The organism is Flavobacterium sp. XN-5, assembly GCF_008033395.2.
Taxonomy (GTDB): Bacteria; Bacteroidota; Bacteroidia; order Flavobacteriales; family Flavobacteriaceae; genus Flavobacterium; species Flavobacterium hiemivividum.
The window spans coordinates 940021-955841 of sequence record NZ_VOGZ02000001.1 but is presented as its reverse complement, the minus strand read 5'-3'; the positions used below and the strand labels follow the sequence as shown (position 1 = coordinate 955841).

Annotated in this window: 10 protein-coding genes; 3 read left to right on the top strand and 7 right to left on the bottom strand. The window is 35.8% G+C overall.

Features of this window, described 5'->3' with window-relative positions; all coding sequences use genetic code 11:
- The first annotated feature begins 209 nt into the window (after window positions 1-209).
- Window positions 210-1187, top strand: coding sequence for a tryptophan--tRNA ligase (gene trpS / locus FQU23_RS04220; RefSeq protein ID WP_147672720.1), 978 nt, complete (start codon window positions 210-212; stop codon window positions 1185-1187).
- A gap of 129 nt (window positions 1188-1316) precedes the next feature.
- Here trpS and dprA read toward each other — a convergent pair whose 3' ends face one another.
- Window positions 1317-2417 (bottom strand): DNA-processing protein DprA, encoded by a 1101-nt coding sequence (dprA, locus tag FQU23_RS04215; RefSeq protein ID WP_147672719.1) that lies wholly within the window; start codon window positions 2415-2417, stop codon window positions 1317-1319.
- Between the two features lie 103 nt (window positions 2418-2520).
- On the opposite strand from dprA, the gene FQU23_RS04210 reads away from it, so the two are divergent.
- On the top strand, window positions 2521-3456 hold the full coding sequence (locus FQU23_RS04210) for an SPOR domain-containing protein (protein ID WP_147672718.1): 936 nt from the start codon (window positions 2521-2523) through the stop codon (window positions 3454-3456).
- Between the two features lie 509 nt (window positions 3457-3965).
- On the opposite strand, the gene FQU23_RS04205 is transcribed toward FQU23_RS04210, so the two are convergent.
- The 6 genes from FQU23_RS04205 to FQU23_RS04180 form a co-directional block, all read right to left on the bottom strand.
- Window positions 3966-6236, bottom strand: coding sequence for a helix-turn-helix domain-containing protein (locus FQU23_RS04205; RefSeq protein ID WP_147672717.1), 2271 nt, complete (start codon window positions 6234-6236; stop codon window positions 3966-3968).
- Between the two features lie 145 nt (window positions 6237-6381).
- Entirely contained in the window at window positions 6382-6957 is a 576-nt protein-coding gene (locus FQU23_RS04200) for an OmpH family outer membrane protein (RefSeq protein ID WP_147672716.1), read from the bottom strand.
- 243 nt (window positions 6958-7200) lie between these two features.
- Window positions 7201-8049, bottom strand: coding sequence for a class I SAM-dependent methyltransferase (locus FQU23_RS04195; RefSeq protein ID WP_147672715.1), 849 nt, complete (start codon window positions 8047-8049; stop codon window positions 7201-7203).
- Between the two features lie 248 nt (window positions 8050-8297).
- Window positions 8298-10169: a tRNA uridine-5-carboxymethylaminomethyl(34) synthesis enzyme MnmG gene (mnmG, locus tag FQU23_RS04190; RefSeq protein WP_147672714.1), complete on the bottom strand. Its 1872-nt coding sequence runs from the start codon at window positions 10167-10169 to the stop codon at window positions 8298-8300.
- Window positions 10170-10401: 232 nt separating this feature from the next.
- Entirely contained in the window at window positions 10402-10821 is a 420-nt protein-coding gene (gene ybeY, locus FQU23_RS04185) for an rRNA maturation RNase YbeY (protein ID WP_147672713.1), read from the bottom strand.
- Window positions 10818-14123, bottom strand: a complete 3306-nt coding sequence (locus FQU23_RS04180; protein ID WP_147672712.1) for a DUF4175 family protein — start codon at window positions 14121-14123, stop codon at window positions 10818-10820. The genes ybeY and FQU23_RS04180 overlap by 4 nt, the downstream gene beginning before the upstream one ends.
- Before the next feature lie 157 nt (window positions 14124-14280).
- Between FQU23_RS04180 and gltX the strand changes: the two genes are divergently transcribed.
- Window positions 14281-15786 (top strand): glutamate--tRNA ligase, encoded by a 1506-nt coding sequence (gene gltX, locus FQU23_RS04175; protein ID WP_147672711.1) that lies wholly within the window; start codon window positions 14281-14283, stop codon window positions 15784-15786.
- The last annotated feature ends 35 nt before the right edge of the window (window positions 15787-15821 follow it).

Sequence of the window (15821 nt, the reverse complement as noted above, 5' to 3'; positions counted from 1 at the left end):
TTACTCTGTTAACCTGCAAGAGAATTTATTGCTATAATTATATTTCGCATATATCCACAAATTAAAATCATAGCTATACACCAAAAAAACTACAAATCCTCGCGAATTTTCTTTGCCTTTAACCTCTGAGAAGCTTTGAGTAAGTTTTTTAATTTTACCACAAAAAAATAAAAAACTTTGCGAACTTTGCGAATTAGAAATAAATCAAAATGGCAAAAATACTTACAGGCGTTCAAAGTACAGGAACTCCACATCTTGGAAACTTACTTGGCGCAATTATACCGGCAATACAATTATCGAATAAGCCTGAAAACGAATCATTCCTTTTTATAGCTGATTTACATTCGATTACGCAAATAAAAAATGGCGAAACCTTGCGTACAAACACGTACAGCACAGCATCAGCTTGGTTGGCTTGTGGACTAGATGTCGACAAAGTAGTTTTCTACAGACAGTCTGATGTTCCGCAAACAGCAGAATTGTCGTGGTATTTGAGTTGTTTTTTCCCTTTTCAACGTTTGACATTAGCACATTCATTTAAAGATAAAGCGGATCGTTTAGATGATGTAAACGCAGGTTTATTTTCGTATCCAATGTTGATGGCTGCCGATATATTACTATACGATGCCGAGTTTGTTCCGGTAGGGAAAGATCAATTGCAACATGTTGAAATCACCCGTGATGTAGCCTCAAGATTCAACCACCAGATGGGAGAAACCTTTGTACTTCCAGAAGCTAAAGTTCAGGAGGATAGCAAACTAATTCCTGGAACAAATGGCGGAAAAATGAGCAAATCAGCCAATAACCTTATCAATATATTTTTAGACGATAAAACGCTTCGCAAACAGGTGATGAGTATTGAAACCGACAGCACACCACTGGAAGACCCGAAAGATCCAGAAACCTGTAACGCATTTGCAATCTATAAATTATTAGCATCAGAAGAGCAATTAGCAACTATGACTGCTAATTACTTGGGCGGAAATTACGGCTATGGACACGCCAAACAAGCCTTGTTTGAGTTAATCTGCGAAACCTTCAAAACGGAAAGAGAGAAATACAATTACTATATGAACAATCACGCTGAAGTAGATGCGCTGTTGAAAATTGGTGCGGCTAAAGCAGCCACAGTTGCAAATGCAGTACTTGCTAGAGTAAGAGTAAAATTAGGGTATGAAGTAAATTAATTTACAAATCATTCTTGAAAACAAAACCCTTTCCCTTCAAAACGGAAAGGGTTTTGTTTTTATAATTACAATTCTTTCCACTCATCCCCTTCAGGGATTAAAACCCTGAAGGGGATTTATTATATAAAATCAAATCGCCTCAAATAATTTCCCCGGCAAAGGCCGTACCACACCTTTGAGCTCCATATTCAATAATAATCCTGAGATTCTGTAAATAGGAAAATCACAACGAAGAGCGATAATATCCATAACTTCTTTACCTGTTTTCAACAGATAATCGTATACCTTTTGCTCGTCCTCGTCCAGAGTGACAAACAATTGTTTTTGTACTGGTTTAGATTCCTTCTGAATATCCCAATTCAAGATATATACTAGATCAGCGGCGCTGGTAAGTACATTTGCTTTTTGGGTTTTGATTAGGTTATTGCAGCCTTGAGAATACTTATCAGTTACTCGACCTGGAACCGCAAAAACATCACGGTTGTAATCATTGGCTATATTAGCCGTGATCAACGAACCACCTCGATCCGCTGATTCTATTACAATCGTAGCTTCACTCATTCCCGCAACGATTCGGTTGCGACGCACAAAATTTTCCTTATCAGGATTGGAGGAACTCCAGAATTCCGTTATGAACCCACCATTCTCCTCTACTTTAGCTACATACTTTTTGTGAGTTTTGGGATAAATTTGGTTCAAACCGTGCGCCACCACTCCTATCGTTTGCAGATTATTTTCCATAGCCATTTGATGCGCCACGATATCCACTCCATAAGCAAAACCGCTTACAATAATGGGATCTAGCGGCGCCAAGTCTTCAATCAGCTTCCGGCAAAACTCCATACCGTAAGAAGTGATTTGACGGGTTCCCACAATACTGATTATTTTTCGGTTTTTTAAATCAATATTTCCAGAAGTGAATAATAAAAGTGGTCCGTCAATACAATGTTTCAATCTGTCTGGGTACTTTTCATCTTGAAAATAAACAGTAGTTATATCATTGGATTTGATAAACTCCAGTTCTGCATTGGCTTTGTCAAAAACAGATTTGTCTTTTAGATTTTTAAGCGTCATCGAACCCACACCGTCAATTGCGGCAAGTTGCGTGGTTTTGGTTTTAAAAACAACCTCGGCACTACCGCAATGCATCAGCAATTTTTTGGCCATGATATCGCCAATTCCCTCTACCCTTTGCAAGGCCAATAAATAAAATAAATCCTGTTCTGACATCGTAAATAATTGTTTCTGAAATGTATAAAAAAATCGCGCAGATTGTTAATAAAAATTGTGAATAAAATTTTGATAACTATTTTCATTGTATAACTTTGTCTGTATGAACATCGAACCTTACATCGCGCAGCTTTTATATCGTTATCAATGTGTTACCGTTCCTGGATTCGGTGCATTTTTGACTGAAATCCAATCGGCTCAGTGGATTGAAAGTGCAAATTCATTTTTTCCTCCAAAAAAGATGATTTCTTTCAATGCCAATTTAAAAAATAACGATGGCCTTTTAGCCAACCACATTGCCCAAGCAGAAAAAACTTCTTATGACTATGCCGTAAGCGCTATTCAATACGAAGTATTGAACTGGAAAAAAGCATTGGAGGCAAACGGTAGTTTTTCGATAAAAAACATTGGAGACATCAGTCTTAACGCTGACAATAATATTATTTTCAAACCATCAGATCAGACCAATTATTTATCGAGCTCTTTCGGTTTAAGCGCCTTTGTTTCTCCAGTTGTAAAAAGAGAAATTTTCGAACAAAAAATCGACGCACTAGAAGAGAATACTGTAATCACTTTAGACACTGAAGAAAGAAGCGGCCGTTCGTATCTAAAATATGTCGCAATTTTTGTTTTAGGATTAGGATTAGCAGGTAGCGTGGGTTATACCGCGTATCAAAACCAGATTGCTTCAGAAACTGTTTTGGTTGAAAAATCAGTTCAGAAACAAGTAAATAATAAAATTCAAGAGGCAACTTTCTTTATAAAAAGTCCAATACCAGCTGTAACTCTTTCTGTAAAAGAAAGCAAAATGTCCTATCATATTATGGCAGGCGCTTTTAGAGAGGAAAAAAATGCTGAAAAAATATACAAGCGTCTTTCTGACCAAGGTTACAAAGCCAGACGCATCGGAATTAACAAATATGGTTTATACCCTGTCCTTTATGGAAGTTATGCCACATTTGCCGAAGCAGATAAAGCGAAGCGAGAAATCCAAAAAAATGACAATCCAGAAGCTTGGCTTTTAATAGAGTCACTATAAAATTAAAACCGTAATGGTTTAGACTACCCCAAAAAAGCGAAAAGCTATTTGGGGTATTTTTTTAGGAGCAATCTCCAGCTAACCGCTATATCTCTTGTGGTCTCAAAAAGAGGAGACCACAAGAGGATGCCGCTCTTATCTGGGCTAGACAATTGAATAACGACAAGAATATCATTCCAAATAATGTGTTTTTAACCAAGACAGCGCAGAATTGTACCTTAAATCCGCGCTAACTATTCGTCTACAAAATTATCAGCGCAGCCGAGAGTTGCAGATTTGTTTGATTAGATTCCTCCTATGTCGGACTCGAAGGTTTCCCCGAATAGGCGAAGCAATGACTAGTTAAAGCTAAATTGATTCAAGAAAACCAAACTTCCTCCATAGCCCCGATAGTCCCGAAGCGCAGGGAGAAAATCCTTTTCTTTTTTTTTAAAAAAAGAAAAGATTGAAACGTTTAACGCGAGCATTCATTCTAAGAATTCATAAACGTTCAGCTCCCAATAAACAAACTAATTCAAAGTCGCTTTGTACATTCGGGCTTCGTCCCAAGTAAATTTACCGCTGTTTTTTTCCATTAATGCGTTTAGCGATTCCTCTTTATAACCTTGGAAAGCTTGCGCTAATGTCTGAATTTTATCCTCGGGTAAAACGTCCGTAATAGACACGGCTTTTGTTTGTATCAGTTGGACAAAATGCGAGTAAATAGTTTGTATTGTTAGCACTCTAATGTTAGCAATATCAGCAATTGAATTTTTTTCTACCCACAACTCATAGGTTTCCTGAACGGTCGATTTTTTAGGTGCTTTCTTGGTCGCTTTTTTAGAAGTATAGCGTTGCAAGTCGGCTTCGTCCTCGATCAAAGTGACATTTGCTTTCTTAAATTGGTTCTGAATCGCTTCAGTTTTTCTGCTGATATATTTCTTGATCTCGTCAGAGGTTAGTTTTTCCTTCGAAATAGGTTCACCTGCGACAACGGTTTCTATCAATAGCTTGGCTTTCATCAATCGCAAAACGGCCTTAGTTTGTAATTCTTCGAGCACGATCAGTTCGTCATAATACGCCTTGCTTTTCTTGACGCGCTTCACTTCCTCCAGTTTCCAGAGGATTTCAAAAACTAGCTCGTCCATGGGTTTTAAGAAATAACCAATAGCAGCTTCAATCCGCTCAGAAACATGAATTAAATCGACGGTTTCATTATTGAATATTTTATTGAGTTGGCCCATGAATTTTTTGGATGGATTCAAAAGAAAATCGATAGCTTCCATTTGCTTTGTGGCCCAAAGCGCATGTTTCGATTTAGCAGAACTTTCCGACTGCTCACCATAGCTGTACTTGTGGTTGCGCCATTCCTGCGCTAGATTAGCCCAGTCAAAACTGTGCATCAGATAGTTATGAATGAAATTCTTAGTTTCAAAATGCAGCGAGTTCTTCAACAATTCTTCTGAAGCCTTGTTTAAAGAGTAATCCATGACATCCTGGTCATTAGAAATGCCGTTCATACGCAACGGAGAAAGCAAAATAAGCCCTTCTAACGAACGCAAACGAGATAATGCAACATACGCTTGTCCCGGCATAAAAACTTGTGAAACATCGATTGCAGCCTTTTCAAAAGTTAATCCCTGGCTTTTATGTACAGTAATCGCCCAAGCTAACTTGATCGGGTAATGTACAAAAGTCCCTAAGACCTCCTCCTCTATCTCCTTTGTCGCAGGATCGATTTTATAACGAATGTTTTGCCATTCGTATTTTTCAACTTCTATGGTTTTATCTTCTTCGGGAAAATGAACCAGAATTTCCTGGCTCGAAAGTGATTTAATAATTCCCATTTTTCCGTTGAAATAGTTTTTTTCGAAAGAAAGATCGTTTTTCACAAACATCACCTGTGCGCCTAATTTTAACTGTAAACTTTCCTCTATTGGGAAAATCTTCTCTGGAAAATCACCTACAATATCTGGCTTGTAGGTAATCAACTCCCCTTTCAAATCTTCCAAGGCTTGTGAGTTCATAGCATCGGCCTTGTTATTATGGGTCGTTAGCGTGATATAACCTTTGTTATTTTTTAAATCAAAATCCGGTTTAACATATTTATTCAGCACCTGAACATCGACTGCTGTAATCTGATTGTTCCGTAAATTATTCAAAACTGAGATGAACTCAGTGTCGGTTTGACGGTATATTTTTGATAATTCAATATACAATGGCGGACTTTGCTGTACCGCATGCGAATGGAAAAAGAACTTTCCTTTGTAATAATTCCGCAGCGTACGCCATTCCTCATCGCGAATGACCGGAGGCAATTGTAATAAATCTCCTATAAATAATACTTGAACCCCTCCAAAAGGAGTTGCGTTCTTACGCACTGTTTGCATCATGTAGTCCATAGCGTCCAGCAAATCAGCGCGTAGCATACTCACTTCGTCAATCACTAGTAATTCCATATTTCGAATAACCGATTTCTTCAACCCGCTCATTTTAAAATGGCGACGTAAAGTATCTTTAGATTCAAATTTCACGGTATCTGTAAACTGAGAATCCACTCCAAAGGCAGGAATAAATCCACCAAACGGTAACTGAAACATAGAATGAATGGTAACACCACCCGCGTTTAAAGCAGCAATACCCGTAGGCGCCACGACAACCGTATTTTTGTGAGTAGTTGCTATGATTTCCTTTAGAAGCGTGGTCTTTCCCGTTCCCGCTTTTCCAGTTAAAAAAACGGAGCGTTGGGTTTGGTTGATGAATTGTAAGGTATAAGCAGCTGCTTCAGAAACGGTTTGCATTAGGCGTATATATTTGAGAAAAATAAAAACGTAAAAGTACGCTATTTCTGAGAGTAAAAATTCACAATTATAATTCGAAAAACAATAAAAAAGCCTTCATTCTAAAGTAAGAATGAAGGCTTTTGAGTTTTATAAAAATAGAAAATTATTTCTTCTCTTCTTTTTTATCTTCCGATTTAGCTTCTGTTTTAGCAGTCGCTTTGTATTTGTCATTTAATCCTTTAATAATTTCTTTTGTAATGTCAAACTTATCTTCAGCATATAAGATTGAAGCTGCATCACCTGTACCGTAGATATAAGCATATCCTTTTTCTTTACCGTATGCCTTAATGAATTTTTTTACTCCACTTACTAGAGAATCCATTTCTGTACCGCTTTCTTGTTGCAATTGTTGCGCTAATGCTTGTTGTGCATAACTCAATTGCTGCTCTCTTTTTTGCAATTCAGCACCTTTTTTCTGCGCCCATTCTTGTCCGTTAGCTTGTGCTTGCGATTGAAAATTACTTGCATCTTGTTTAAAACGATTAATCTCCGCTTCTAATTGTCGGCCTTTTTCTTCAGACTGTGCTTTATATTTCGCTTCAAGATCTTTCGCCTCCGTATATTCTTTCATCAATTCCGAAGTGTCAACGTATGCCGTTTTTACTTCTTTGACCTCTGCGGTTTTGTTACAAGCAATAACTGAAATAGAAATTGCGATAATTAATAATACTTTTTTCATTTTGGTTTGTTTCTAATTTATGTATGTATAGCAAAAATATAAAAAAATAGATAGTATCCTAAAAAACTATAAAAATTGGCTTAAAATTATACTATCAGATTTTATTATTAAAAAAGATGAACTTATAACTTATCCCTATAAAAATCGACTTTAATAGCGCCTAAATAAGCTGCAAACTAAAAATAGGCAACACAAATACTCGTTACGCGGAAAATCATAGCTTAAATAAGTCTAAAATTCAATTTAGTTGTTTTTTAGAACGTAAATATGGGACGAATATTCAAAATTTCGCTTGGCTTTAATATTCGACTGCCATCCGATAAAAAATGCTTTAATAAAATTCATTTTTCCGTATTTGTACTTTTCTGACAACAGACTCACATAAAAAGAGTCAAATTTCATAGGAAGTACCTTTTCTAATTTCATGTCTTCTTTTTCGAAAAGCAGTTTTATTGCTTTTTTCGAAAAATGCCAGAAATGAATTGGCACATCATAAGCTGCCCAAAAAGCTCCATAATGTTTTGCATCGAAAGATTTAAAATTAGGAACAGCGACAATTAAAGTACCAGAAGGTTTTAACAACCTTTTTAATTCTTTTATCTGATTATTCAAATTAGGAACGTGTTCTAAAACATGCCACATTGTAATCACATCAAATGAATGACTTTCTACTTCCAAAGTATTTTCAACAAAGGAAACTTCTTTTTTGAAAGCAATTGCTCTGGCTTTATCACTTGGCTCCACTCCTACTGTTTGCCAACCGTTGTCTTTGGCCACAGCCAAAAAATCTCCAGTACCAGCGCCAATGTCTAAAATTCTTCCTTTTTTAGGCTGCTGCGAATTGATAAGATCCAATTTATTTTTTAAAGCAATGTTTTTTACAAAATGATATGCTTTTTCAAATAACGATCGTTTTGAATCTGTATGCGAAATATAATCTTCACTTTCATAATACTTACCCAAGTTTTCTAGGCTTGGTTGCGGAGATGTAATTAACATATCCATTGTTTCATCGTGGTACAAATCAAATGTTTCTTCAGAAACAGAATGGTCTTTTACAGAGAGGAAATGTTTTTTATTCGAAATATCCATTTTTAGTAATCGGTCGCAGTTTTCAGTCTTCAGTTCAATTTTTAAGATTGAAAAACAAACATTAAATTAATATTATTATTTTAAAATACAATTTTCTTAGTAATAACAAGGCTTTCGGCCGTAGTTTCACGTGGAACATATATTTAGTATTCAGTTTACAGTTGTCAGTCTTCAGTTTCCGGAAATCAAATATTTCTTAAACTAAATTTATATCAAGTATCCCAACAAATTGAATACTGAACACTTCCTTATCTTCCCATATAAATCAACAGTACCGAAACATCACTTGGAGAAACGCCACTTATTCTAGATGCTTGTGAAATTGTCACTGGTCGAATTTTACTCAACTTTTGTTTTGCTTCAATAGACATTGATTTAATTTTTTCGTAATCAAAATCCTCAGGAATTTTCACGTCTTCTAAACGAGTTAATTTATCAGCATTGTTTCTTTCCTTGTCGATATAACCCGAATACTTAACTTGAATTTCTGCTTGCTCTAGAATTTCCTGATCTAAATCATTTTCTTCAATATATGTTTTCACTTTTTCAAACTTCATGATATCTTCCATATCAATTTGAGGTCGAGAGAACACTTTAAACAATTTATCACCTTGACTAATTAGCGCAGTATCCTTTGATTCTAATATTGGATTCGCTTCTGCAACACTAACACTAGTCTCTCTAAAAAACGAAACCATTTTTTCTGATTCTTTAAGCTTATGCTCCATACGGCGCAAACGCTTTTCAGAAGCTAAGCCTATTTCATGCGACATAGGCGTCAATCTAAAATCGGCATTATCTTGACGCAACAAAGTTCTATATTCAGCTCTTGAAGTAAACATACGATAAGGTTCTTCTGTTCCTTTGGTAATTAAATCATCAATTAAAACTCCGATATAAGCTTCATCTCTTTTCAAGATCAAAGGCGCTTTTTCGTGTACTTTTAAATGCGCATTAATACCTGCCATCAAACCTTGAGAAGCCGCTTCTTCATAACCCGTAGTTCCATTAATTTGCCCGGCAAAATACAAACCTTCAACCAACTTCGTTTCCAAAGTATGTTTTAATTGCGTTGGCGGAAAATAATCATATTCGATTGCATAACCAGCACGAAGGAATTTTACTTTTTCAAAACCAGCTACAGATTGCATCGCCTTATACTGAATATCGGCTGGAAGTGAAGTAGAAAAACCATTCACATACACCTCACAAGTTTTCCATCCTTCTGGCTCGATAAATAATTGATGTCTTTCTTTATCAGCAAAACGATTAATTTTATCTTCGATCGATGGGCAATATCTAGGGCCGAGACTTTTAATTCTTCCATTAAACATTGGCGAACGATCAAAACCTTCTCTCAATATGTCGTGTACTTGCAAAGAAGTGTAGGTCATATGACACGACCTTTGATGAACCAACGGAGTAGTAATATCAGAATAAGAAAATTTATCTGGTTTGGCATCTCCCTTTTCTTCATTCATTTTCGAATAATCTAAAGAACGTCCATCAACTCTTGGAGGCGTTCCCGTTTTCATTCTTCCCGCTTCAAAACCCGCATTAATTAAATCTTCGGTAATTCCATGAGAAGCACTTTCGCCCGCTCTACCACCACCAAAATTTTTATCGCCAATATGGATCAATCCGTTTAAAAAAGTACCATTGGTCAGTACCACAGATTTTGCTTTAATTTCGATTCCGAGCGCAGTAACAATTCCTTTTATCTTTCCGTTCTCAATCAATAAGCCTTTAGCCATTTCTTGATAAAAATCAAGATTTGGAGTTCCCTCTAGCATCATCCTCCACTCCTCAGCAAAACGCATACGGTCACTTTGAACACGAGGGGACCACATTGCAGGACCTTTCGATTTGTTCAACATCTTGAATTGAATTGCCGTTCTGTCTGACACAATTCCAGAGTATCCACCAAGCGCATCAATTTCTCTCACAATTTGTCCTTTTGCAATTCCGCCCATAGCGGGATTACAAGACATTTGTGCAATGTTTTGTAGGCTCATGGTAACCAATAGGGTTTTCGAACCCAAGTTTGCAGCAGCAGCAGCAGCCTCAGAACCGGCGTGTCCAGCACCCACTACAATCACATCATATTCTTCTTGAAACATTTTATTATATTAATTTACCCCGAGACTCGGGGGTAAGATCCCAACACCAAAGCATTGCTAGAATTGAAATCTTTATTTACTAATTTTGCATTACGACTATTAACCCTGGTTTAATTACAACACTCTTACTGTTTGTTCCACGTGAAACATTTTAAAACAATTAAGATAAAATCTAAACCAACAGTACTTTGTTCCACGTGAAACATTACTAAACTTAAAAGGGATTAGTCACTTACTGTTCCACGTGGAACAGCGCTAGTTTTTCGTCTTCTTTAGAACGCATCAACTGCTCATCCTTCTCTCCTTTGTCCTTGTATCCGCAATAATGCAAAACTCCGTGAACAATTACTCTTCTTAATTCTTCTTCAAAAGCCACCTTAAAATCCCCTGCATTATCCTGAACACGTTCAACAGAAATGAAAACATCTCCGCTAATTTCATTCCCCATCGTGTAATCAAAACTAATTACATCAGTCAAATCATCGTGATTTAAATATTCTAAATTAATTTTATGTAAGTACTCATCATCACAAAAGATGTAATTGATTTCGCCTTCCTTCTTACCTTCAGACAAAATAACAGCAGATAGCCAGTTTCCAATAGCCTCTTCATTCTCTAAGTTGAATTCGCTTTCGTAATTAAAATTGATCATTTTTTATTAAAATATTCTTGAACCTTGCGGTTAAAATTGGAGCGCAAAGGTAACGATTGTCTGTTTAATATCTCAATGCTATTTAAATAATCTAACAATCCCTCTGGCAACGCTTTAGAATGATTATTAAACTCTCTTATATTAGTCTCTGCTTGACGCTTCTTTTCTTCTCCTTGCTGCTGAATGGCAGTGTTTAATTTTAACAATTCTTGCTTTACATTAATTATTTTTTGCAAAGTTTCATTCTTAAAACCTTTGTTCAGTAATTGTTTTTCAATCTGCTTCATCTGTTCTAGAGCATTCTGGCCACTACCACCTAAGCCTTGCTTCTTAAGTTCGTTCTCTAAGGCATCTCGGATTTGCTGTTGCTCTTTGTAGATTTCTAATAACGCTTTTGCATCACCTTCTCCCGTTCCACCATCTTGAGCGCCTCCTTCACCTTTCTTCCCTCCTTCTCCCTTTTCACCATCTTTACCTTCACCAGGCTTTTGCCCTTTTCCCATTCCCTCCTTCATCTTCTCCCCCAGCCCTTGTTGCTTTTTAATTATATCAGGAAGCTGCATTCCTTCACCGCTGCCTGGCTTGGGTTTTCCACTATCCATTCCAGATAAAGACATTTGCATACTATTCATAATGTCACTCAATATATCTCCCAATTTGTTAGCAGACGATACCGCATACTGTTGATGAGATAATCCTTTTGGAACTTGAGCGTCTGATAAACTCACTAAGGATTTATCAATATTGTAATGCGCATTCCCAATCTCTTTAGTAATATCCTCGGCAATTTTTGGGTTCCGCAAAGACAACGCAAACAAACTGTCATCAACATGTTTGAATTGTAGTTTTAAATCCTGCTGTAGTTTAATGCTTTTATTGAAGGACGGAGAGCCTTTTTTCAAGTCTTTTAGTTGCAACATTACATATTCCTGTGATAAAGAATAAGCAAGTAAATTATCTAAAATTTGTCGCAACATTTTAACATCTTCTTCCATCTGTTCCTTCTCACTTCCTGCTAAACTTTCTTCCATCATCTTAGCCATTTTCTTCATTTTATCAGCGGCCTTTTTCTGATTTGGTTTAGCCTTGCCTTTGTTTTCTTTTTGAAGTTCATCACTCGCTTTCTTCAAATCATCAACAATGGATTTTTCTGTGGCAGCATCATCAGGCAAATCTACTGGTGATTTCAATTCGGAATTATCCTTATCCAATTCTTTTAGTTCGTCTCTAATAGTATCAAATTCAGCATTAATATTTTTTTGCTTTTCAGCAGAATTATCTTTTTCATTATCTGCTAACTTATCTTGTTTCTCTGAAAGCTTATCTAATTTATCGGCTAATTGCTCCGCCCTTTTTTCTACATAATACTTCTTCGTCAGTTCCACTAACTGTTCTAAATTCTTAACCTGATTTTTACTATTCTGCTTAAACTGATCTAATTTATTTAGTAACTCTTCGTTTTTAATTTTGTCGTTCAACTCCTTTAACTCCTCAAGTAATTTCTGATTCTTCTCTAAATCTTCATCTGCTTTTTCTAAACGTTTCTTCAACTCTTCCTTTGCATCATCTTTTGGCGCAGTTTTCAACTGTTCCAAATTCTCTTTCATTTTCTTAGCAAACTCCTTCATCATTTCATCCTGTCTCTTTTGCTGCTCAATAAAATCTTTTACATTTTGTTGATCTTTAAATTCAAATTGATCCTTTTCCTTCCCAGTCTTTTGTAATTTATCTATATCAGATAATTGCTTGTCTTGTTTTTTTAAAGATTTTTGAAGGCTATTAATCGTATTATTTTGTTCCTGCAATAATTGACTTTTCTCTTCCTCGTCTGTCGCAATACGGTTAGAAAACACAGAAGATTTAGAACTCTTAAAACCATGTAGGGCATCATTATCAAAAACTTCAAAATAATACTCATAAGAAACTCCTTGCTCTACAATTAGCGAACTAGGGAAAGAAAATAGAAATTGCTCATAAGGAACATTCTTAATCGGTATAGTTCCACGTTTAACCGCCTCTGGTTTGTTCTTAGGATAATAAACTACTTGTAGTCTAGACAAACCATAATCATCAGCAATTTGTCCCAAAATAAAACTTTTATCGACCTTTAAGCTGTCTGGTGCATTACCCGCAGTGATCGTAGGAAACTGATCCTTAATAACTGTTAGCTGATAATTCAGTTTCTCATACTCTTTTACCCGTTCGTTAGAAGTAATAATTTGGTATTCTGTATTTTGAGTAATCTTTTTAGATAATGAAAACAATTTATCGTTCTTATTAAATTGAAAACGTACAGTTTCATTAGACCATGAAATATCTTTAGTCGCCATTGAGCTAATTCTCCAAGTAACTCTCGTACCCTCAGGGATTACAGCATTTCCAGTTCCTTTCACCACTTCCGACTCTTTACTCAAATAGGATGGATAATTTAATTGCATTTCAAAATTAGCAATCGCAGGAACAGCAATAACTTTCAACTCATAATCTTCCGAAGAAACTTTGTTACCCTCCACGTGGAACAATACATCAGTGGTAGGTTTTGTAATTTTAAATTGGAACTCACCAGGTTTGATATTCTCCATAAAATAACTCTCGCCATTAATGAAAATCATAGCATTTTCAGGGACTACCTTTCCCTCCGTTTTAATTCTTAGCATGAAATCTTTATTCTGCTCCGTTTGCAAATTATTGTTTAGCACAACAAATTTAAAAGGTGCGGGCGGTAAAAAACTATCGTTAAAATGAACTACTCTATGCAGACTTTGAGAAATCACGGCATTATTTCCAGACAAATATAAAAACAGAAAAAGAAAAATGGGAACAATCGCAAATGGCAAATACCTCTTATTAGAATTAAAATTGATGGCATTACCAAAAGGTATTGGTTGCAGTGCTTTTGCTCTTTGATCGATCGAAGCCAAAAGCAATTCAGAGGACGCTTGATCAGTATCTGATTTTGAAAGTTGAAGAAAATTAGTCAAAGTATCATTGACATCAGAAAAGTGATTTCCTATAATTTTTGAAGCTTGGTCGTAATCAATTCCTTTTTGGAACTTAAACAACTTAAATATAGGAAAGAGAATAAAGCGAAATAAAAGTATTATTTCTACTCCAATAAACGTCCAAAACAAAATAGATCTTCCCGTTGGCTTAAGCCAAAGAAAATATTCCACAAAAAGCGTGAACAGAAAATACAACAATCCCAAACCGATGAAGAGTACTATTCCTCGGATCAATTCGTTAGTGTAATACTTCCTAATAAATGATTCTAACTTTCGATAAATACTATTTGAAGATTCCAAAGCTACTGTATATTTGATATAACCATTAAAAGTAATAATTTATATGATTAAAGAAATGTTAAAAGCAAATCAATCTCAAAAATCTTATAATAATCTAGTTTTCAATATCTCCACTTAAAGCGATTGAAATTGTATATTTGCATCAAAATTTATAAAAATGTCGAAGCAAGTTCGTGTGCGTTTTGCACCTAGTCCAACTGGACCGTTACATATTGGCGGAGTGCGTACTGCCCTATTCAATTATTTGTTTGCCAAAAAAAATAATGGTGTTTTCTATTTACGAATTGAAGATACAGATCAAAATCGTTTTGTTCCCGGTGCCGAGGCTTATATCATCGAAGCATTAGAATGGTTAGGAATTGCTCCTGATGAAACGATTGGAAAAAATGAAAAATTTGGTCCGTATCGTCAAAGCGAAAGAAAACCATTGTATAGACAATATGCTGACCAATTAATCAATACTGGATGGGCCTATTATGCTTTTGATACTCCTGAAACCTTAGATGCGGCCAGAAAACAACAGGAAGAACAAGGTAATACTTTTATTTATAATCACACTAATAGAGAATTATTAGATACTTCTCTAGTAATTTCTAGCGAAGAAACAGCAAAAAGAATCGCTGATGGAGCTGCTTATGTTATCCGTTTTAAAACTCCGGTTAATGAAACATTACATTTAAAAGATATCATTCGCGGCGATGTAAAGTTTGAAACTAGCTTGCTAGATGATAAAGTGTTGTTCAAAAGCGACGGAATGCCAACCTACCATTTAGCAAATATTGTGGATGATCATTTAATGGAAACCTCGCATGTAATTCGTGGTGAAGAATGGTTGCCGTCCATGCCGTTACATGTTTTACTGTACAGAGCTTTTGGTTGGGACGCTCCAGAATTTGCACATTTGCCATTGATTTTAAAACCAATTGGAAATGGAAAGTTATCTAAACGTGACGGAGACAAACTAGGATTCCCTGTATTTCCATTAGAATGGAAAGCGGAAGATGCAGTTTCATCAGGTTACAGAGAAAAAGGATTTTTTCCTGAAGCAGTAATTAATTTCTTGGCCTTATTAGGTTGGAATGACGGAACGGACAAAGAAATTTATACTTTAGAAGAATTAGTCGAAGCTTTCGATTTAAATAGAATTCACAAAGCTGGAGCAAAATTTGATCCCGAGAAAAATAAATGGTTCAATCACCAATATTTAATTAAGCAAAAAGACGAAGATTTGGCGAAAGCCTTCACTCCTATTTTAGAATCTAAAGGCATCTCGACTACGATGGATGTGACAATAAAAATTGTTTCCCTAATCAAAGAAAGAGCGTCGTTTGTATCTGAATTTTGGGATCTAGCTGATTTCTTTTTTGTTGCTCCAACATCTTTTGATGAAAAAGCAAGTAAAAACTGGAAGGCAGAAACTCCGGCTTTAATGCAAGAATTGATTTCTGTAGTCGAAGAAATCGCTGATTTTACTTCTGTCAATATCGAAACAATTGTAAAAGATTGGATGAGCAAGAATGAAATTGGAATGGGAAAAGTAATGCAACCTTTCCGCTTGAGTTTGGTTGGCGCTTTAAAAGGCCCTCACCTATTTGACATTGTAGAACTCATTGGAAGAGAAGAAACAATTAAAAGAATTCAAAAAGCAATTGAAACTTTATAAAAATCGAAAAGTCTCCGTTAATGCGGAGGCTTTTT